The sequence below is a fragment of the Streptomyces sp. NPDC087300 genome, from assembly GCF_044744425.1.
Classification (GTDB): domain Bacteria; phylum Actinomycetota; class Actinomycetes; order Streptomycetales; family Streptomycetaceae; genus Streptomyces.
The window spans coordinates 15,265-32,736 of the sequence record NZ_JBIUYI010000001.1 but is presented as its reverse complement, the minus strand read 5'-3'; the positions used below and the strand labels follow the sequence as shown (position 1 = coordinate 32,736).

Below are 17,472 nucleotides of genomic sequence, written 5' to 3'. Positions count from 1 at the left end.
AGGCCGGCGTGGACACCGAACACACCGAAGAGGCCGCGGGGACCGAGGAGTTGCGGCTTCCCCGGTCGCGGCAGGCCAACGAGCGGCTGCACGCCCTGATCCCCGGCGGCGCGCACACCTACGCCAAGGGCGACGACCAGTACCCCGAGAACCTGGCCCCGGTCATCAGCCACGGCCGCGGTGCCCACGTGTGGGACGTCGACGGCAACCGCTACATCGAGTACGGGTCCGGGCTGCGGTCGGTCAGCCTCGGCCATGCCCACCCGCGCGTGACCGAGGCGGTGCGCCGTGAGATCGACCGCGGCAGCAACTTCGTGCGGCCCTCCATCGTGGAGGTCGAGGCCGCCGAACGCTTCCTGGCCACGGTGCCGACCGCCGAGATGGTGAAGTTCGCGAAGAACGGCTCGGACGCCACGACCGCCGCGGTGCGCCTGGCCCGCGCGGTCACCGGGCGCCCGCGCGTGGCCGTCTGCGGCGACCACCCGTTCTTCTCCGTCGACGACTGGTTCATCGGCACCACGCCGATGGCCGCGGGCATCCCGGCGTCGACCAACGAGCTCACCGTGGCGTTCCCGTACGGCGACCTGGCCGCCACCGAGGAGCTGCTGAACCGGTACCAGGACGAGGTCGCCTGCCTCATCCTCGAACCCGCCACCCACACCGAGCCGCCCCCCGGCTACCTCGCGGGACTGCGCGCCCTGGCCGACCGGCACGGCTGCGTCCTGGTCTTCGACGAGATGATCACCGGCCTCCGCTGGTCGGAGGCGGGCGCCCAGGGCCTGTACGGCGTGGTCCCCGACCTCTCCACGTTCGGCAAGGCGCTGGGCAACGGGTTCGCCGTCTCGGCGCTCGCGGGCCGCCGCGACCTGATGGAGCGGGGCGGTCTGCGCCACTCCGGCGAGCGGGTGTTCCTGCTGTCCACCACGCACGGCGCGGAGACGCACTCGCTGGCCGCCGCGATCGCCGTGCAGACCACCTACGTCGAGGAGGGCATCTCGGCGCGGCTGCACGCCCTCGGCGAGCGGCTGGCCGCGGGTGTCCGTGACGCCGCGGCGGGCATGGGCGTCGGCGATCACATCGTCGTCAAGGGCCGGGCCAGCAACCTGGTCTTCGCCACCCTCGACGCGCACGGGAGGCCCTCGCAGGAGTACCGCACCCTGTTCCTGCGCAGGCTCCTCGCGGGCGGGGTGCTCGCCCCGTCGTTCGTGGTGAGCAGCGCGCTCAGCGAGGACGACATCGACCACACCGTCGACGTGGTGGCCCAGGCGTGCGCGGTGTACCGGAAGGCGCTGGACGCCGGTGACCCGACACCCTGGCTCGCCGGGCGGCCGGTGAAGCCGGTGTTCCGCCGCCTGGCGTGAGGTGACGCGGCGTTTGCGCGGTGAGGTGATGCCGCGTCAGCGCGGTGAGGTGATGCCGCGTCAGTGCCGCTCCTCCTGAGGGGCCTTGGACGTCCGACCCGCGAGCCGGTCGGACGTCCGGTCCACCAGCCAGCCCGTCGCCGGTACCACGGCCAGCGCGGTGCACCAGCCGCCGAGCACGTCGGTGGGGTAGTGCGCGCCGAGGGCGACCTGGGCCCAGCCCATCGCGGCGCCGGCCAGCAGCGCCGCGCCGAGCGCGCGCAGCGTCCCGGCCGTCCTGCCGACACCGGGCCGACCGGTCGCCAGCAGCGTCACCACGAGGGCGAGGGCGGTGAGGAAGGCGGTGTGCCCGCTCGGGTAGGACAGGTTGTCGTCGCCGTGGATGGTGCGCGCCACCGGGAACTTGAGCAGCGTCGCCGTCACGACGGTGGCGCCGGTCCCCGCCACGACGAACACCGCCGCCCGGGGGCCCCGGAGCAGCAGACAGCACGCCACGACGGCCACGATCAGCGCCGCGGCACCGGCGGGCTCTCCCAGGAAGTCCGTGGCCAGGGCGACGTACCGCCACGGCCGCCGCACGCTGTCCGCCGTCGGGTCGATGACCCACCGGTCCACCGTGCCGGGCTCGCTGTGACCGGAGTACACGATCCCGAGCGCGACGACCACGAGCGCGGCGATGACCGCGATCACGCCGAGCGGTGTACGCGACCAAGGGGGCAGCACGGCAGCCGCCGACCGCCCGCTCACACGCCCACCGCGTCCGGCCGCCCGTTCCTGCCCGAACCGCACGATCCCAGGCGATCCAACGCGAGCCCCCCACCCTGTCCACATGCCCGTCCACCTGCGCGAGTCCGACCGTCCACCGGACCAGGGCATCGCGATCATCCGCTCCTCGCCACCCTAACCAACATTCCGGTCGAGGTCGCGGCAAACCGCAATCAAATGGGGCCGACAACACGCCCCGAACGAAAGGGAATTGGCGAGGGGACGCAGGGGAGCGGGCAGTAGAGTGAAGCGGTGAATTCTCTGCCGGACGACCTGTCGACAGCGATCGGCGACGACGACCGCGACGCGGCGGTGCGGCGCCTTCAAGAGGCGTACGCGGACGGGCACATCGCACACGAGGACATGGACGCACGCCTCGGCCAGGTGCTCTCGGCGAAGACGCGCGGCGACCTCGTGACGCCGCTGTCCTCGCTTCCGGCGGAGAAGCCCGGCACCACGGCCACGATCGCCGCCGCCGGCGGACGGATCAAGCGGAGCGGCGCATGGCAGGTCCCCCGGACCCTCAAGGTCGCGTCCGCGTTCGGCCGGGTGCGGCTGGACCTGTCCCGTGCGGTCATCGAGCACGCGGCGATCGACATCGAGCTGGCGCTCGGCACCGGCAGAGCGAAGATCATCGTCCCGCGTGACGCCGTGGTCGAGATGGACGACCTGCAGACCGGCTGGAAGGACTCGCGCTACAAGCCCCCGCGACGCTCCGCGGGCCCCCAGGGACCGAGGATCCGCATCTTCGGAACAACGGGCTTCGGCCGTGTGACGGTCCGCCACGCGCGGCGTTGAGGCGCGCATGCACCCACACCCGCACCAGCAGTCGGGCCACGGCGTCCGCTTCGACTGGGGACCCACGGGCGCGCGGAGACTGGCGCCCGACGTGAGCTGCGTTGTGGTCGTCGACGTGCTGTCGTTCACGACGGCGGTGACCGTCGCCGTCGAGGCCGGGACGTGTGTCTTCCCCTACCGCTGGCGGGACGGGACCGCCGCGGCGTACGCCGCCCAGCAGGACGCGAGCCTCGCGGTCGGGCGGCGACAGGCCGGTGCGGCGTCGCCCTGGACGCTCTCGCCCGCCGCCCTGCGCGGCGCCCCCTTCACACCCCGCCTCGTCCTGCCTTCCCCCAACGGCTCCGCCATCGCGGCGAGCGCCGCGGGGACACGCGTGGTCGCGAGCGCGCTGCGGAACGCGGCAGCCGTCGGGAACTGGCTGGCCCGCCACGGGTACGGCACGCCGGACCGGCCCGTGGCGCTGATCGCCGCGGGCGAGCGCTGGCCGGACGGCAGCCTGCGGCCGGCCCTGGAGGACCTGTTCGGCGCGGGAGCCGTCATCGATGCCCTCCACCGGCACGTCGGTGAGGCGCTGTCTCCCGAGGCGGCCGCCGCCGCATCCGCGTACCGGGCGACACCGGACATCGAAGCCGCCGTGGCCGAAAGCGCCTCCGGACGGGAGTTGATCGAGGGCGGATTCCCACAGGACGTCATGATCGCCACCGAACGCGACACGTGCGCGGTCGTGCCCGTCCTCGTGGACGGCGCGTTCTGCGACCGCGCGGACAGCCCCCCGCACCAAACGTCTGGATAGGAGCGCGAGATGGACCTGCGACTGGCGGCGTACGCCGTGTGTGTCGAGGGCGGGCGGGTGCTGCTCGCGCTCTCCGTGAAGCCGGACGGAGCGAAGACCTGGACCCTCCCTGGGGGCAAGGTCGAGCACGCGGAGGATCCCTTCGACGCGGTGATCCGGGAGGTCGCCGAGGAGACCGGTCTGGACGCGGTGGTCGAGCGTCTGCTCGGGGTGGACTCCAGGGTGGTTCCGGCCGCCGAGCGTCGCGTACCCGGACGGCCCGAGCTCCAGAACGTCGGCGTCTTCTACCAGGTCCGCGTCACCGGCGGCTGGCTCCGCCCCGAGCCCAACGGCGATACGGCGGAGTCGGCCTGGACCCCGATCCCCGATGTCGCCCGGCTGGGCCGGTCATCATTGGTCGACGTCGGCCTGTCCCTGGCCAGGACCACACCGGCGACCGGTCATGTGGCCCCGGTCCCGGTCGGGGGCTTGATCCGGCACTGAGGGGGCGGTGTGTTGCTGCCCCTCCGCATCCTCACATCGGCAGCGAATGCAGATGCGTCTCCCCGGCCGGCCACTTCGCGCCCGCCGTCAGCGGTGTCCACATCGCCCGCAACGGCATGCGGACAGCAGCGTCGGTCCCGGGCTGCTCGACCCGTATGCCGTCGTTCAGCTCCTGCCAGCCCATCCGCCCGTAGAGCGGGGTCAACTCCGGCACGCAGAAGAGCAGGCCGTGCTCCAGGCCGCCCACCTCGCGGGCGTCGTCCATGGCTGCCGTCACCACGCGGCGGGCGAGTCCCTGCCCCCTGAAGCCGGATGCGACGGCGACGCCGCCGAGGCCCGCCACATGCCACCGGTCGGCACCCACCGACATCGGCACCCGCACCCATCCCGCGTGCGCCACGAGACGCCCCTGCCGCCGGAGGCCGAAGTGCACGTCCTTGCCGCGCCACGTCAGCCCGGCCGAGGCCACGCCGAAGGGGTCGGCGCCGCCGCCGGTGATCTCGTCCTGCTCCGCCTCGGTGTAATGCGGGAGCCGTATGACTGCATCTGACATGGAGCTCACTTTCGCACTCCAGGCCCGCCTTGCGCACCTGTTGATCCAGTGCGTGGTGCGCCCGGACGGCGTGCCTCAGAAGCAGAGGGGAGAGCCGGGGCCGTCGGCTCTGTAAGGCGTCAGGACGGGCCGTCAAGGGCGGCCTATGCTCCAAGGCTTCGAAGGGAGACGGGTGTACGACCGATGAAGTCCCGTGCGGTACGGGTGAAATGGGCTTGGTCGGCGAAGCCCGCGGTGGCTGCGGCCAAGGCGGCGGCCTCGCCTGGCAAGTTGGCGACGGCGGTACGGAGCCGGCCCCAGCGCCGCAAGCGGGTGAGCGCGATGCCCACGTCTTGCCGGACCAAGGTGCGCAGCCGCGGTGCCGACAGGCCGACCTCGCCGGCGATGGAAGCGAGGGCCAGGTCCGGATCGCGCAGCGTACACACGTGGACGGCGTGGGCGACCCTCGGGTCGAGCGGTGCCGGGCGACCCGCGATGGCCCGTAGCTCGGTGTGACCGGCGGCCAGATCCACGTGGGCGCCGGGGCCGTCAGAATCGGCGGTTCCGAGCGCGGCGAGCAGTCGGCGGACCTCGCCTGCATCGAGTCGTATCGGCTCTGGGCAGGAGGGCAACAGCCAGGAGTCGACGAACAGCGCGACGTAGGGCGAGGTGGTCGCACAGACGTGGGCGAGCTGCGGCGGAACGATCAGTCCGGGCGCGGCCACCATGCGTTGTTGCGGCCGGAGGAGTTCGGCGTGGCCGCCGATCGGCAGCACGGCTTTCCACGCGGGCAGCCGGTGCTGGGACACGCGGTACGGGCGGGACTCGGCGAACATGGTGGCCACGGTGCCGGCAGCAAAGACGATGCGGCGATCGTTTTGTTCAAGCTCCCAGGCGCGAGGCGATCGGATCATCACGACATGCACGCTATCGCTGCCGTCGCCCTGGCGGTGTTCCTGGCTGTCACGGGGATCACGCACTTTCTGACTCCCGGCTATTTCCGCACGCTGGTACCCGAATGGCTGGGCCGGGAGCGGCTCCTTGTGGCCGTCACCGGGGCGGCGGAGGTCGTGGTGGGCGCGCTGGTGCTGGTTCCGTGCAGCAGGCCGGCCGGAGGCTGGGCCGCCGTCTTCCTGATCACCTGTTACCAGGTGTCGCACGTGGACGTGCTGCGGCATGCGCGGTCGGACCGGGCCCGGCTGCTGGAGCGGCCGGTCGGCGCGGTGGCCCGGGTGGTGGTGAATGTCCTGTACATCACCTGGGCTGTCGCCGTGGCCAGATCCGCGGCCTGACGCCGATGGGCGACGACTGACGGTCCGAGGTGGCGTTGAAGCCACCCGTAGTCACAGAGGATGTCATTTCATGAGTCATCGTCTCGTTGTCGTGGGCGCTGGTTACGCCTGTCTGCCGGCGGCCAAGCGCCTCGCGCGCAGACTGCACCGCCACGACGTCACCGTCACGCTGGTCAACGCCTCGGACCGTTTCGTGGAACGGGTCCGGCTCCGATCGATCGGCTACGACACCCTGGTGTACGCGGGCGGCAGCCAGGCGCGGTTTGACGGCGTTCCAGGAGCAGCCGAGCATGTCCACGCCGTCGCCGCCCCTGAGCAGGCGATGCGGTTGCGGTACAGAGTCGCCGAGATTGCGTCCGGTGGCACGGTTGCGGTGGTCGGCGGAGGGCTGACCGGGCTGGAGACCGCCTCGGAACTGCCCGAGAGTCATCCCTGGCTGTGCGTCCGGCTGTTCACCAGTGCCGATGACGTCGGAACCGGGCTTGCCCCCCGAGGCCGGACCCATCTGCGGCATGCTCTCGACCGGCTGGGCGTCTCGATTCGTCCGAAGACCGTCGTCACAGCGGTGCGGGAGGACGGTTTGGACACCCGCGACGGCAGGCCGTGCGCCGCCGACGCCGTTGTGTGGACCACCGGCTTCCGCGCGCCGGACCTGGCCGGCGCCGCAGGGTTCGCCACGGATCAGATCGGCCGGATACTCGTCGACGCCACCCTGCGCTCGATCTCACTCCCTGAGGTGTACGCCATCGGCGACGCAGCCGCCGGTATGCCGGTGAACGGGACGCGGAGCCGAATGTCATGTCAGGCGGCGCTGCCCATGGGCCGGGGTGTGGCCGATGTCGTTGCGGCGCGCTTGACGGGCCGGGAACCCGGGCCCAGGACGAAGACGCCAGCGGTCGCCACAGCAGACCACGCCACGACCGCGCCCGACCAACAACCCCAACTCGCCGCACTCACACCGGGATGACAAGCAGCTTCTCAGGGCAGCCAGCACCGCATGACCGCGAGCAGCACGTCGGAGTCCACCGGCTTCGCCACGTAGTCGGAGGCGCCCGCTTCCAGGGCCTTCTCGCGGTCGTACTTCATGGCCTTCGCGGTGAGCGCGATGATCGGGAGGCCGGCGAACCGCGGGTTCTTGCGGATGGCGCGGGTCGTCTCGTAGCCGTCCATGTCCGGCATCATCGTGTCCATGAGGACGAGCGCGATCTCGGCGTGCCGCTCCAGTACGGCGATGGCGTCGCGGCCGTCCTCCGCGTACAGCACGGTCAGCCCCTGGTGTTCCAGCAGGCTGGTGAGGGCGAACACGCTGCGGACGTCGTCGTCGACCACGAGGACGGCTGCGCCGTCGAACATGAGCGAGGAGTCGGGAGCGGGGGCGCTCTCCGTAGGCGCGGGCGACCACCGCGGCTCCTCGGCCGGTGGCGCGATCCGCGGCGGCACCGGGTCGATGTGGTGCGGGTGCAGCGGAAGGTAGAGCGTGAAGGTGGATCCGCGCCCCACCTCGCTCCGCGCGTGGATCTCGCCGCCGAGCAGCCGTGCGATCTCCCGGGCGATGGACAGGCCGAGACCGGTGCCGCCGTACTTCCTGCTGGTGGTGCCGTCCGCCTGTTTGAACGCGTCGAAGATCACCTGCATCTTGTCGGCCGGGATGCCGATGCCGGTGTCCGTCACCGAGAAGGCGAGCAGCTCGGCGTCCGGGTCGTGCAGGGAACCCGCCTCGTACAACTGCTCGCGGATCGCCACCGGAGCGCCGGAACCGGCGAAGGCGACGGTCATCTCGATCGTCCCGCTCTCGGTGAACTTCACGGCGTTGGACAGCAGGTTGCGCAGGACCTGGAGGAGCCGCTGTTCGTCCGTGGGAACGGTGCGGGGAAGCTCGGGGGACAGGTGGAGGCCGAGGTCGAGGCCCTTCTCCGCCGTCAGCGGGCGGAACATGGCCGCCAGGTGGTCGAGCACCTGATGCAGGTCCACAGGGCTCGGCAGCACGTCCATCTTGCCGGCCTCGACCCTGCTGAGATCGAGGATGTCGTTGATCAGCTGGAGCAGGTCCGAGCCCGCGGTGTGAATGGTCTCGGCGAACTGGACCTGCTGCGGGGAGAGGTTGGCATCGGGGTTGCCGGCGAGCAGCTTCGCGAGGATGAGCATGGAGTGCAGCGGCGTACGCAGCTCGTGGGACATGTTCGCCAGGAACTCCGACTTGTAGCGCATCGAGGTGTCGAGCAGTTCGTTGCGCTCCGCGAGCTCCGTCCGTGACTGCTCGATCTCGACGTTCTTGTACTCCAGGAGCCGGTGGGACTCCGTCAGGGCCGCCTGATGCCGTTCGAGCTCCACCGAGCGTGCGCGCAGCTGTTCCGTCAACTTCTGCGACTGGCGCAGGAGTTGCTGGGTCTGCTGCTGTTTGAGCACCTCCGCGCTGCTGTGCTCGATGAGGTCGGCGACCTCGGAGGGCACGTCGGTCCTGCGTTCGGCGAGCCAGTGCTGCGCCTCCGCCACGCGCGTGGCGGACAGCAGGTCCTTCTCCTTGCCCTGGGCGCGCTCCTCCATGAGCGTCAGCCAGTGCTGGAAGTCCGCGTCCGCCTCGACCCAAGCGGCGAGGCGCCCCCATTCGCGGATGAGGGCCTCGTGCGCGATCTCGGCCGTGTCCGGGCCGTCTGGGCCGAGGATCACCAGACGGCGCTCGGGATCGGCGAGGAGCTGCGCGATCGACCAGTCGGTGCCCAGGTGGGCGCGGTGGGCCGTGACGCGTACCGCGCTGGAGGCGCCACCGCGCGCCCTGACCATGGTCAACAGGGCGCGCCTGATGCGGGGTTCGTCGAGTCCGAGCTGTTCGGAGAGCCAGATGTAGACCTTCTCCGCATGCTGGTTGAGGGCCCCGGACACACCGCCGAGCCCGTAGTAACCGTCGAAGCTGATCCGGCGGTCGTGCTGCATGGGCCACAGCTCGGTGAGCGTGAATTCGAGCAGCGGCAGGCTGCCCGCGGCCTTGCTGGCCTCGCAGGCGATCTGCTCGGCCAGGCCCGGGGTGAAGGCGACACCCGCGAGCTGGGCCGGTTCCACGATCACCCGGGTCAACGCGCCCTCGTCCAGCGGCGATACGTTCAGCTGGCGGTCCTGGAGCCGGGGCCCCAGATCCGGAAGTTCCAGGAGCTCGGGCAGGAAGTCCGAGCGCAGCGTGCACACCAGCCGTACGTGCGGGTCCTGCACGGCGTCCGGGGACGGCAGCAGCTGCTGCAAGTACTCCAGCGGCTTCTCGCCGTCAGGACCCGCGCTCAGGATCTCCTCGAACTGGTCGCCGATCAGGGCGAGTCGCTTGCCGGTGAGCACCGCCACCCGGGACGCCACGGGCCAGAATCCGTCCTCGCGCACGGCTCGCGCCCGGTTGTCCAGCTGTTCGAGCGAGTGGTCACCGCCGGGGTGCTCCAGATCGAGCAGCGCCCGCGCCACCGACTCGTACGGCGTCACGCCGGGCCGGAACGACACCACGCTCCAGCCGTCCGCGGCGAGCGCGGGCTGCAGCCCCGCGGCGACCAGTGACGACTTCCCGACGCCCGAGGGCCCCGTGACCATCACGAAGGGCTGCGCCTTCACCATGTCGCGCAGCCGCTCGACCTCCCGCTCCCGGCCGACGAACACCCCCGTCTGCGCATCGTCGGCGGTGAAGGCCTGCAACCCGCGATAGGGGCAGGGCGGCAGCACCGTACGCCCAAGGATCTCCGGCCAGGCCGCGGCGACCTCGGTCATCGGCACCGCGTACGCGTCCTGGGCGGCGCCGCCGCGGCCCGCGACGGCGAGCATGCCGATGACGGCGTCGCCCCAGCGGTCGGTCGCGACGACCGGTGCCCCGCTGTAGCCGGGCTGGGCCCGCAGCGCCGACTCGGCGCCGGAGTCGAGCTGGATGAGCCCGCCGCCGACGGCACCCCGCAGCACACAGGTGCTCCAGGCCCCGTTGGCCTTCCGGTCCGGCACACCCGCGTAGCCGAACACCGATACGGGCGCGTCACTCGCGAGGCCCACCCGCGCGTCCAGCAGCCTGGCCGGGCCCGCCCCGACCGGCAGGGTGTCCCCGCCCACCAGGATCAGACCCGCCACGTCACGCCCCGGGCAGCCCGGACCGGCCGGCGGATCCCAGGCGGCGATCCTGCAATGCCGCAGCGGCGCGCCCTCCGCGTCGCCGAGGAGCACGAACTCGACCTGCACGCGCGCCGTGTCGGCGGGCTGCTCGCGGACGCCCTTGTCCCGGCCGAGCGCCGCGTTGACCACGTGGGCGCAGGTGACGATGTGCCGCTCGCCGACGACGAAGCCGACCCCGACGGGGGAGTCCGAGGTGCTGACCCGGATCTTGACGATGAGTCCTTCGCGCTGGGCGTGCACCGGAGTCAGCTGCTCTTCCAGACCATCCGAATCGCGAAGTTGACCTCTGCCGTCCCTTTGGCGATGATCACTCCGGTCTCGCCGCCCACCTTGAGGCCGAACTCGATCTCCGCCTCGTCGGGCTTCAACTCACGTACGGCAGCGGCGACTTGACCGAGAGCGGGCCTGACTCGGTCGAGCGCCTCCTGAAGCGTCATCTGCGCCCTCGCGGCCACGCCGTCTCCGCCGGCCGCCAGATCCAGGTCCGAGCCGAGCTGTTCGCCGTCCACCTCGAAGGCGGCCGTCGTCCCGTCGCCGTTCCCGAGTGCCATCACGAGTTCTGCCACGATGCCCCTTGCAGCCGCGTCCGCCGGCGGATGACCGGTGACCCCCAATCCTGGGGTACGGGGCGGGTGCGCCGCAGGCGTTCCCCGGGTTGCCGCACTCGCCTTCGCCCCGCCGCGATCCGCGGGACCGGAGGCATCAGGAGAAATCGTGTGCGCGTCGCAAGATGTGACCGAGCCGGAAGAGCAACTGGTGGCCGGTGCCGTTGATCTGCTCCTGTAGGCCGGGCACGTCGAGGAGGTCGGCGGGTGGCCGGACGTGGTCGTCCGCGCCTGACGGCCCGGTGTCGCGGTGCGCCTCGGCGGCACGGTGCAGTGCGCGGGCCTGCTCCATCAGCTGGTGGCTCGGCCGTCCGCGCAGGAGGTGCTGCACGCCCAGAATGACGGTCTCGGCGTGCGCGACGACATCGTCGACGGTCACCCGCGACTGGTCGGCGGGCGGCTCGGCGCGGGTCGAGCCGTCGTCGGGAACGAGCACGGCCCGTACGGCGGACTGGAGTTGGGAGTGTTCGAGCGGCGTCAGCTGACTCGCCAGGCTCAGCCGGGTGACCAGGCGCACGAGCCGTGCGCGGACCGGTGCCGTGGCAGGGAGGCCGGGCAGCGGCGCCAGTGGGTCGAGGGCGCCGTCGCGGGCGATCTGCTGGCTGCGGCGGCCGCGTCCCAGCCAGGTGAGCAGTGCCTTGTGGGCCTGGCGGGTGGGTACCCAGTCGTCGCTGCGCAGCCAGAGCCACAACGGCACTTGGGCGAGGGAGTGCAGCTTCGGCTGCGGCTCGCGCCGACGCTGTTCGAGGAGGATCAGCAGGAGTCTGCGCTGGCTCGCCGGGTGTTCGGCCTTGAGTGAGCCGCGCTGCGCGGGACGCTGGCGCGGATGGTCCAGAAGTCCCTTGGCGGTCCAGGTGTTGATCAGCCGCTCGGTGACATCGGGGTGGCCCGCGGTGCGCGCGTCGTGGAGGAGGTCGTCGATGGTGCCCGGCTCTGCCCAGTGCTGCACATTTTGCACGCTACACGGATACGGGCCCATTGGTACCGACCAATGGGAGCACATGTCCGTGTGCCGAACGGCCGATGGGGCAATGTGCGTTTCTCGCACACCTGAGCCACGAAGCGTTTACCCAACAAGCCCTGCATTGCCATGAATTGGCAATACGTGTGTGCTCACCGGGATCGGCTCTAAAGTGAGAGACATGAGCCTGGCCGCCACGCCTCTCCATGCCCTCGACTCGCCCGCAGAGGACCACCACGGCGAGGGCGCGCGCCTGCGGGCCCTGGGACCTGTCGTCGGGGTGGAGCTGCCGGGCGGTGTCGCCGCGTGGTTGATCACACGGCAGGAGGTCGGCCGGCAGGTGCTCGCCGACGAGCGCTTCGTGAAGGACCCGGCGGCGTGGGGCGCCCTGCGGCGCGGCGAGGTTCCCGCCGACTGGCTGTTGACGCCGTTCGTGACCGTACGGAGCATGACCACCGCGACGGGCCTGGACCACCGCCGCCTGCGTGCCCCGCTCGCCCGCGCCTTCACCGCGCGCAGGGTTCGGAGCCTGGAGCCGCGCGTCGCCGCGCTGACCGGCGAACTCCTCGACGCGATGGCGGAGATGCCCGCCCGGTCGGCGGGCGAGCCGGTCGATCTGAGGGCGTGCTTCGCGCGCCCGCTCCCGATCCGGGTCATCTGCGAGCTGTTCGGGGTGCCGGGGCAGCGCGCGCCGCGAGTGCGTGCGCTGTGCGGGCAGCTGTTCGGCACGATCTCGTCGACCCCTGAGGAGGTCGCGGCCGTCCGCGTGGCACTCCGTACGGAAATCGCCGAGCTGATCGACGAACGACGGGCCCACCCCGACGACGACCTGACGACGGCGCTGATCGACGCAGGAGGAGCCGCCGCCGACGAGGACGCGGCCAATGCCCACCAAGAGGACGGTCTGAGTGAGTCCGAACTGAGCGAGTCCGAACTCGTCGACACTCTCATGCTGATGCTCGTGGCGGGCCACGAGACGACCGTGAACCTGCTGGTGAACGCGGTGCGCGCGCTGCTCACCCACCCCGCGCAACTCGCACTCCTGCGGGACGGCCGGGAACCGTGGACGGCCGCCGTCGAGGAGACCTTGCGCTGGGACCCTCCCGTCGCCAACTTCCCCTTCCGCTATGCCCGCTGTGACGTGGAGCTCGCGGGGCGCACCGTGAGCGAGGGAGAACCCGTGCTCCTGGGGTACACGGCATTCGGCCGCGATGCCGACCAACACGGCCCGGATGCGGGGGAGTTCGACCTCGCCCGGAGCCCCGCCCGGCAACACCTCACCTTCGGCCACGGCATCCACCACTGCCTGGGCGCACCCCTGGCCCGTCTGGAGGCGTCCGTGGCCCTGCCCGCCCTGTTCGCCCGCTTCCCGAAGCTCTCCCTGGGGCAGGCGGATCCGCCCCCACTGGGGTCCTTGATCTTCAACAGCGTGCGCGGGCTGCCGGTGATGTTGGAGTAGCCGCGTGTGTCCTAGAGTCGCGGCATGAGGCGGAGAACAGGACTCGCGTTGGCCGGGGGCGCCGCTCTCGCCTGGGGCGAGTGGTTGAACTGGCGCTGGTCCCGGACCTTCGTGGGCGAGGGCGAGGGCGAGGGCGAGGGCGAGGGCGAGGGCCCTTCCGAGGCCGTCGTGGTGCTGGGATTCCGGAATCCCCGGGCGACGGCGAACGTGATCAACCGTTGGCGCGTCCGGGTCGGCATCCGCTCGCTCGCCACCGACGGCCGGCGGAAGACCTGCCTGATCCTCAGCGGTGGTGCGACCGGCGGTGGCGCCACGGAAGCCCAACTGATGGCCGACTACGCCAAGTTGGTGCTCACGTTCGACGGCACGGTGCTCCTTGAGGAGCGGAGTACTACGACGTGGGAGAACATCGAGCAGGTGATCCCGCTCCTCGAGGACGTCGACCGCATCAAGATCGCCTCTCAGCCGGCCCACGCACTCAAGGCCCGCGTGTACTTGCGGCGGCAGCGGCCCGACCTCGCCGAACGGCTGGTGCGCGCCGACGACTACCGCCCTGGCGAGTGGATGGCCGTCAAGCCGCTGCTGGCCCTGTACGGACTATGGACGCTCCGCGGCCTCAGAGAGGCGCCTGATGGCGGCGCTCAGTAGAAGCGGCGGATGAAGACGTCGGATGTGTTGTTGGTGTCGCCGGGGACGATGTCGTCGGCGGTGGAGTGGAAGACGACGTCGCGTCCTGCGGTGCTGACGGCGTCGGTGGTGGCGGTGGCGGGTTGTTGGGAGACGGTCTCGTCGGTGGCGGTGCGCAGGTCGCGTAGGGCGAGGGCGGGTCCGGTGGTGTCGAGCGGGGTGTGGAGGAGGTAGCGGCCGGTGGGGTCGATGGCCACGCCCTTGACGTTGGGCACGAGTTGGGCGGTGCCCGCGCTCACGTCGTAGACGTAGGTGTCGTTGCCCGAGAGGTAGACGGCTTTGGTGCCGTCGTCGCTGAGCTGGACCAGTGAGGCGTCTTTCGACGGTCCCTCGATGGGGCCGGTGGTGGTGCCGGTGGTGCGGTCCCAGACGAAGACGTCCTGGGTCTGGCCGTTCTGGTAGGCGACGTAACGGCCGTCACCGCTGATGGACGGGCGCGACGGCTGGGTGTGCGTGAAGGCGGCGATCGTCTGCGTGGTGCCGGTCTTCCAGTCCTCGACGTCGACGCGCTGGCCGTACGTCTGCTGTCGGTAGGAGACGCTGTTGTGGGCGGTGTAGCGCCCGTCGTTGCTCAGTGACGGCTGGTTGCAGGTGAAGAGCGAGCAGTTGCCGGATGCCGTCCTTCCCGTGCTCACCTGGTACTGGCGGATCCGCACGTTGCCGATCCACTCGACCGGATAGGCGACGTACTCGCCGTCACCGCTGATCACCGGGGGCTGGACGGGGGCCAGGTAGCCCATCCGCTGGGTCTGGCTGGTGCGTTGGTCTCGGACGAAGACCGTGGCGTTGCCCGTCGCGGTGTCGGACGTGAGGTTCGTCGCCGAGGACGAGAAGATGACACGGCGGCCGTCCGGCGTGATGGAGGGGTCAGAGGAACTGCCGTCCCCCTGCGTGCCGTCGGCCGCGACGCTGATTCTCTCGACACCGGCCCCGCCGAGTCCCGCCGCACCCCCGGGCCCGGCAAAGGCCGCCCCGGGCAGCACCGCCGTCACCGCACAGGCCGCCACCGCCACACTCAACGCGGCCCGCACACGTCTAGCAGAACCCCTATACGCGTTCCTTCTCATGTTCCCCCCACAGTCGGTCCGACCAGCCCTCCGGCTGAGGGTCGCAAGCATGCAACCGTGCCGGTGCCGTGGGGTCAATGGGACGGGCCTCGCCGGTGACGGGTCAGGCCGCCGCTCCACCGGCGTTGTGGATCAGCCGCTGGAGCACCTTCACCGTGGTGACGTAGTCCGTGTCGTCGATGCCCTCGTGGAGGGCGGCGCGGATCGCGGGAGCGTTGCGCGCGAGGTCGACGCGGGCCTGCTCCCCGGCATCGGTGAGCCACAGCCGGTCCGCCGCGTCCCGGGTGAGCCAGCCGCGCTCCAGAAGCGCTTCCGCCTCCACCGCCAGGTCGTCCTCAGGCCGGATGTAGGCGCTCATGGCCTCGCGTAGCGCGGGCAGGGTCATCCCCTCGCCGTCGGGTGAGATGTCGTTCGCCGACAGATTGCGCAGAAGCCAGAACTGGGGCTGTGTGTAGCCCTTTTCGGCCTGCCGCGCCCGGGTGTACGCGATGAGTGCCTCGTACGCGACACCGGTCCAGTACGCGGCGGGCTGTCCGGCGAGTTCGGCGTCGGAGAGCTGCTGGGTCGTCGTCATGGGAGGCCCCTCCTGGAACGTACTCGGTACGTCGCCCGCACGTGTTCGTGCAGGTCGTACGGCGACCGTAGGACCTCAAGTGAGGTTGAGGGCAAGCATGTCGGGCGCTGGGCGCCCGGCGGGTGGTGGGGGCGGAGACCATGCGTCGGGGTGGGCGGTGTCGGCCGCGCCGACGGGGTCTCGGTAATCGCCGGGTCGTTGCTTCCAGTTGGGCATTGCGCAGCGACGCAAGGGAAGCAACAGTGAGGGGGTGGTGCCGATACCTTCACAACGGAGGCTCTATTGACCGCTCACGGCCACGAGCGCCCTGAGGAGTCGACCGGCTCGAAGAGGCCGACCGGCTCGGAGGAGTCGGCTGGCTCCCAGGAGTCGACCGGCTCCGAGGACGAGGTCGCCGAACTCAAGGAAGAGGTCGCTCAGCTGCAGCAAGCCGTGCAGTCGCACGCGATCGTGGACCAGGCGATCGGGCTCCTCGTAGGGCTCGGACAGATCACTCCGGCCGAGGCGTGGGACGCCTTGCGCGAAGTCTCCATGAACACGAACACCAAGTTGCGTGAGGTGGCCGAAACGTTGATCGACTGGGGATGCAGCGGAGTTCTGCCCGGCGAGATCCGTGTGGAACTCGAACGTCGCCTGATGGACAAACGCCACAACAGCCAGTGCGCGGACGCCGAACCGCCGACCGCCTGAGCTCCGACCGCTCGCACCCGGACGCCTGACCGGCCCGCTGCCGCACCGTCCGAACCGCGACTGTCACTGCCTCGCCCCTTGCCGGTCGGCAAGGGGCGATGGGCGGGCTCACTGCCGAACCCGCCCTCACAGGAAGACCCGGTTGCTCCGCTGTTATCACGGAGTGCCCCTCTCGCGTGCGCTGAAACGGCATCGCGCCACCGGTCCCGCCCTGCCGACGGGCGAACGTCTCGAACTCACCGGGTGGGCGCGGCCCCGGGCCGGGCGAGGTGGTGCGTCGGCGGCACGGGAACCAGTCGGTAGGCACCCTCGTGCGAGATCAGGCGCCCGGACGTCGGCTCGGGGAAATGGGTGCCGAGGACGAGCGTGTCCGTGTCGGCGAGCGCGGCGAGCAGGGAGCGGCGCGACGCCTCGGCCTGCTCCGGGTCGATGTCGACGCAGCTGCCGATGTGCGGGTGGGGGAACTGCACGGGGTGGTGCAGCAGGTCGCCGGTGATGACCGCTGTTTCGCCGCGGCTGGTCAGCTCGACGGCGACGTGGCCGGGAGTGTGGCCGGGGGTGGGCAGCAGCCGCAGTCCGGGGACGACCTCGGCGCCGCGTTCCGGGACGACCTTCGGTCCGTGCTCCGAGCCGTGCTCCGGGGCGACCTCCGAGCCGTGCTCCGGGACGTCGACGAGGTCCAGTAGCCCGGCGTCCTCGACCGGGAGCACGGAGTCGCGGAACATCTGCTGCCGCGCCTCGTCCATGGTCTGTCCGGCCCAGAACTCCCGCTCGGCACGTGACGTGACGTACCGGGCGTTGGGGAAGGTGGGAACCCATGTCCCGTCCACCTCCCTGGTGTTCCAGCCGACGTGGTCGGTGTGCAGGTGGGTGAGGACCACGACGTCGACCGATTCGGGGGCGAACCCGGCGGCGGTGAGGCGCTGGAGGTAGTCGGTGCGGAGATCGTGCCAGGCCGGATTGGCCCGCGTCTTTCCGTTGCCGATGCCCGTGTCGACGAGTACGCGCAGCCCGCCCACGACGAACGCGAAGCTGTGGCTGTCCAGGCGCAGGACCCCCTCGTGGTCCGCGAAGTCGGGCCGCAGCCAGTCATGTTCGGCGACCACGTCGGGCGTGGCGCCAGGCAGGAGCCAGGGGCCGGTCTCCGGCGGCAGGGATATCTCGTCGACGCGGTGGACGGTGATGTCGCCGACGGTCCAGTGGGGGACTGCGACGGGCGAACCGGTCTGGTGGACGGACGCGTCTGCCTGATCGGTGGACGGTGACTGCATGGG

At 71.1% G+C, this 17,472-nt stretch carries 17 protein-coding genes and 2 pseudogenes; 9 read left to right on the top strand and 10 right to left on the bottom strand.

What is annotated here, in order from left to right:
• The first annotated feature begins 8 nt into the window (after positions 1 to 8).
• A complete protein-coding gene (locus tag ACIO9J_RS00160) occupies positions 9 to 1,361 on the top strand; it encodes a glutamate-1-semialdehyde 2,1-aminomutase (RefSeq protein ID WP_401990021.1) in 1,353 nt (450 codons plus the stop codon).
• 60 nt (positions 1,362 to 1,421) lie between these two features.
• Here ACIO9J_RS00160 and ACIO9J_RS00155 read toward each other — a convergent pair whose 3' ends face one another.
• A complete protein-coding gene (locus tag ACIO9J_RS00155; protein WP_401990018.1) occupies positions 1,422 to 2,108 on the bottom strand; it encodes a phosphatase PAP2 family protein in 687 nt (228 codons plus the stop codon).
• Between the two features lie 270 nt (positions 2,109 to 2,378).
• On the opposite strand from ACIO9J_RS00155, the gene ACIO9J_RS00150 reads away from it, so the two are divergent.
• From ACIO9J_RS00150 to ACIO9J_RS00140, 3 genes are read left to right on the top strand one after another with little or no spacing between them, the layout of a single operon-like run.
• The gene (locus ACIO9J_RS00150; RefSeq protein WP_401990015.1) at positions 2,379 to 2,924 is read left to right on the top strand and encodes a DUF1707 domain-containing protein; all 546 of its coding nucleotides are present in this window, start codon (positions 2,379 to 2,381) and stop codon (positions 2,922 to 2,924) included.
• Between the two features lie 7 nt (positions 2,925 to 2,931).
• Complete coding sequence (locus ACIO9J_RS00145) at positions 2,932 to 3,717, top strand: 2-phosphosulfolactate phosphatase (protein ID WP_401990012.1); 786 nt, start codon at positions 2,932 to 2,934, stop codon at positions 3,715 to 3,717.
• Positions 3,718 to 3,726: 9 nt separating this feature from the next.
• Positions 3,727 to 4,200: an NUDIX hydrolase gene (locus tag ACIO9J_RS00140; protein ID WP_401990010.1), complete on the top strand. Its 474-nt coding sequence runs from the start codon at positions 3,727 to 3,729 to the stop codon at positions 4,198 to 4,200.
• Positions 4,201 to 4,231: 31 nt separating this feature from the next.
• Here the strand turns inward: ACIO9J_RS00140 and ACIO9J_RS00135 are convergent, their stop codons facing one another.
• Entirely contained in the window at positions 4,232 to 4,753 is a 522-nt protein-coding gene (locus tag ACIO9J_RS00135; protein WP_401990007.1) for a GNAT family N-acetyltransferase, read from the bottom strand.
• Positions 4,754 to 4,896: 143 nt separating this feature from the next.
• Positions 4,897 to 5,646 carry a helix-turn-helix domain-containing protein gene (locus ACIO9J_RS00130; protein ID WP_401992952.1) on the bottom strand — a complete coding sequence of 250 codons (750 nt, stop codon included), beginning with the start codon at positions 5,644 to 5,646 and terminating at the stop codon, positions 4,897 to 4,899.
• A 6-nt stretch (positions 5,647 to 5,652) separates the two neighbouring features.
• On the opposite strand from ACIO9J_RS00130, the gene ACIO9J_RS00125 reads away from it, so the two are divergent.
• The gene (locus tag ACIO9J_RS00125) at positions 5,653 to 6,024 is read left to right on the top strand and encodes a hypothetical protein (RefSeq protein WP_401990004.1); all 372 of its coding nucleotides are present in this window, start codon (positions 5,653 to 5,655) and stop codon (positions 6,022 to 6,024) included.
• A gap of 70 nt (positions 6,025 to 6,094) precedes the next feature.
• The gene (locus ACIO9J_RS00120) at positions 6,095 to 6,991 is read left to right on the top strand and encodes an NAD(P)/FAD-dependent oxidoreductase (RefSeq protein ID WP_401990001.1); all 897 of its coding nucleotides are present in this window, start codon (positions 6,095 to 6,097) and stop codon (positions 6,989 to 6,991) included.
• A gap of 11 nt (positions 6,992 to 7,002) precedes the next feature.
• On the opposite strand, the pseudogene ACIO9J_RS00115 reads toward ACIO9J_RS00120, so the two are convergent.
• The 4 genes and pseudogenes from ACIO9J_RS00115 to ACIO9J_RS00100 form a co-directional block, all read right to left on the bottom strand.
• Positions 7,003 to 8,544, bottom strand: a pseudogene (locus ACIO9J_RS00115) (hybrid sensor histidine kinase/response regulator); the annotation flags it as partial.
• Positions 8,545 to 8,610: 66 nt separating this feature from the next.
• Positions 8,611 to 10,395: pseudogene (locus ACIO9J_RS00110) on the bottom strand (AAA family ATPase); the annotation flags it as partial.
• Between the two features lie 5 nt (positions 10,396 to 10,400).
• Positions 10,401 to 10,721, bottom strand: a complete 321-nt coding sequence (locus ACIO9J_RS00105; RefSeq protein WP_401989999.1) for a CU044_2847 family protein — start codon at positions 10,719 to 10,721, stop codon at positions 10,401 to 10,403.
• Between the two features lie 136 nt (positions 10,722 to 10,857).
• Positions 10,858 to 11,709, bottom strand: a complete 852-nt coding sequence (locus tag ACIO9J_RS00100; RefSeq protein WP_401989996.1) for a hypothetical protein — start codon at positions 11,707 to 11,709, stop codon at positions 10,858 to 10,860.
• A 193-nt stretch (positions 11,710 to 11,902) separates the two neighbouring features.
• Between ACIO9J_RS00100 and ACIO9J_RS00095 the strand changes: the two genes are divergently transcribed.
• Both ACIO9J_RS00095 and ACIO9J_RS00090 read left to right on the top strand, forming a co-directional pair.
• A complete protein-coding gene (locus tag ACIO9J_RS00095) occupies positions 11,903 to 13,180 on the top strand; it encodes a cytochrome P450 (protein ID WP_401989993.1) in 1,278 nt (425 codons plus the stop codon).
• Positions 13,181 to 13,204: 24 nt separating this feature from the next.
• Positions 13,205 to 13,828, top strand: coding sequence for a YdcF family protein (locus ACIO9J_RS00090; protein WP_401989990.1), 624 nt, complete (start codon positions 13,205 to 13,207; stop codon positions 13,826 to 13,828).
• On the opposite strand, the gene ACIO9J_RS00085 is transcribed toward ACIO9J_RS00090, so the two are convergent.
• Positions 13,822 to 14,898 carry a TolB family protein gene (locus ACIO9J_RS00085; protein ID WP_401989987.1) on the bottom strand — a complete coding sequence of 359 codons (1,077 nt, stop codon included), beginning with the start codon at positions 14,896 to 14,898 and terminating at the stop codon, positions 13,822 to 13,824. The two genes, ACIO9J_RS00090 and ACIO9J_RS00085, sit on opposite strands and share 7 nt — an antisense overlap.
• 139 nt (positions 14,899 to 15,037) lie before the next feature.
• Positions 15,038 to 15,508: a MarR family transcriptional regulator gene (locus tag ACIO9J_RS00080; RefSeq protein WP_401989985.1), complete on the bottom strand. Its 471-nt coding sequence runs from the start codon at positions 15,506 to 15,508 to the stop codon at positions 15,038 to 15,040.
• Between the two features lie 282 nt (positions 15,509 to 15,790).
• Here ACIO9J_RS00080 and ACIO9J_RS00075 point away from each other — a divergent pair, with 282 nt between their 5' ends.
• Positions 15,791 to 16,198: an ANTAR domain-containing protein gene (locus ACIO9J_RS00075; protein WP_401989982.1), complete on the top strand. Its 408-nt coding sequence runs from the start codon at positions 15,791 to 15,793 to the stop codon at positions 16,196 to 16,198.
• A gap of 236 nt (positions 16,199 to 16,434) precedes the next feature.
• Here the strand turns inward: ACIO9J_RS00075 and ACIO9J_RS00070 are convergent, their stop codons facing one another.
• Positions 16,435 to 17,469 (bottom strand): MBL fold metallo-hydrolase, encoded by a 1,035-nt coding sequence (locus ACIO9J_RS00070; protein ID WP_401989979.1) that lies wholly within the window; start codon positions 17,467 to 17,469, stop codon positions 16,435 to 16,437.
• Between the last annotated feature and the right edge of the window lie 3 nt (positions 17,470 to 17,472).

Excerpts from the sequence above, each read along its gene's own strand:
- ACIO9J_RS00120 (WP_401990001.1), top strand. The coding sequence starts at position 6,095 with ATGAGTCATCGTCTCGTTGTCGTGGGCGCTGGTTACGCCTGTCTGCCG.
- ACIO9J_RS00135 (WP_401990007.1), bottom strand. The coding sequence starts at position 4,753 with ATGTCAGATGCAGTCATACGGCTCCCGCATTACACCGAGGCGGAGCAG.
- ACIO9J_RS00080 (WP_401989985.1), bottom strand. The coding sequence starts at position 15,508 with ATGACGACGACCCAGCAGCTCTCCGACGCCGAACTCGCCGGACAGCCC.
- ACIO9J_RS00125 (WP_401990004.1), top strand. The coding sequence starts at position 5,653 with ATGCACGCTATCGCTGCCGTCGCCCTGGCGGTGTTCCTGGCTGTCACG.
- ACIO9J_RS00095 (WP_401989993.1), top strand. The coding sequence starts at position 11,903 with ATGAGCCTGGCCGCCACGCCTCTCCATGCCCTCGACTCGCCCGCAGAG.
- ACIO9J_RS00130 (WP_401992952.1), bottom strand. The coding sequence starts at position 5,646 with ATGATCCGATCGCCTCGCGCCTGGGAGCTTGAACAAAACGATCGCCGC.
- ACIO9J_RS00090 (WP_401989990.1), top strand. The coding sequence starts at position 13,205 with ATGAGGCGGAGAACAGGACTCGCGTTGGCCGGGGGCGCCGCTCTCGCC.
- ACIO9J_RS00070 (WP_401989979.1), bottom strand. The coding sequence starts at position 17,469 with ATGCAGTCACCGTCCACCGATCAGGCAGACGCGTCCGTCCACCAGACC.
- ACIO9J_RS00140 (WP_401990010.1), top strand. The coding sequence starts at position 3,727 with ATGGACCTGCGACTGGCGGCGTACGCCGTGTGTGTCGAGGGCGGGCGG.
- ACIO9J_RS00145 (WP_401990012.1), top strand. The coding sequence starts at position 2,932 with ATGCACCCACACCCGCACCAGCAGTCGGGCCACGGCGTCCGCTTCGAC.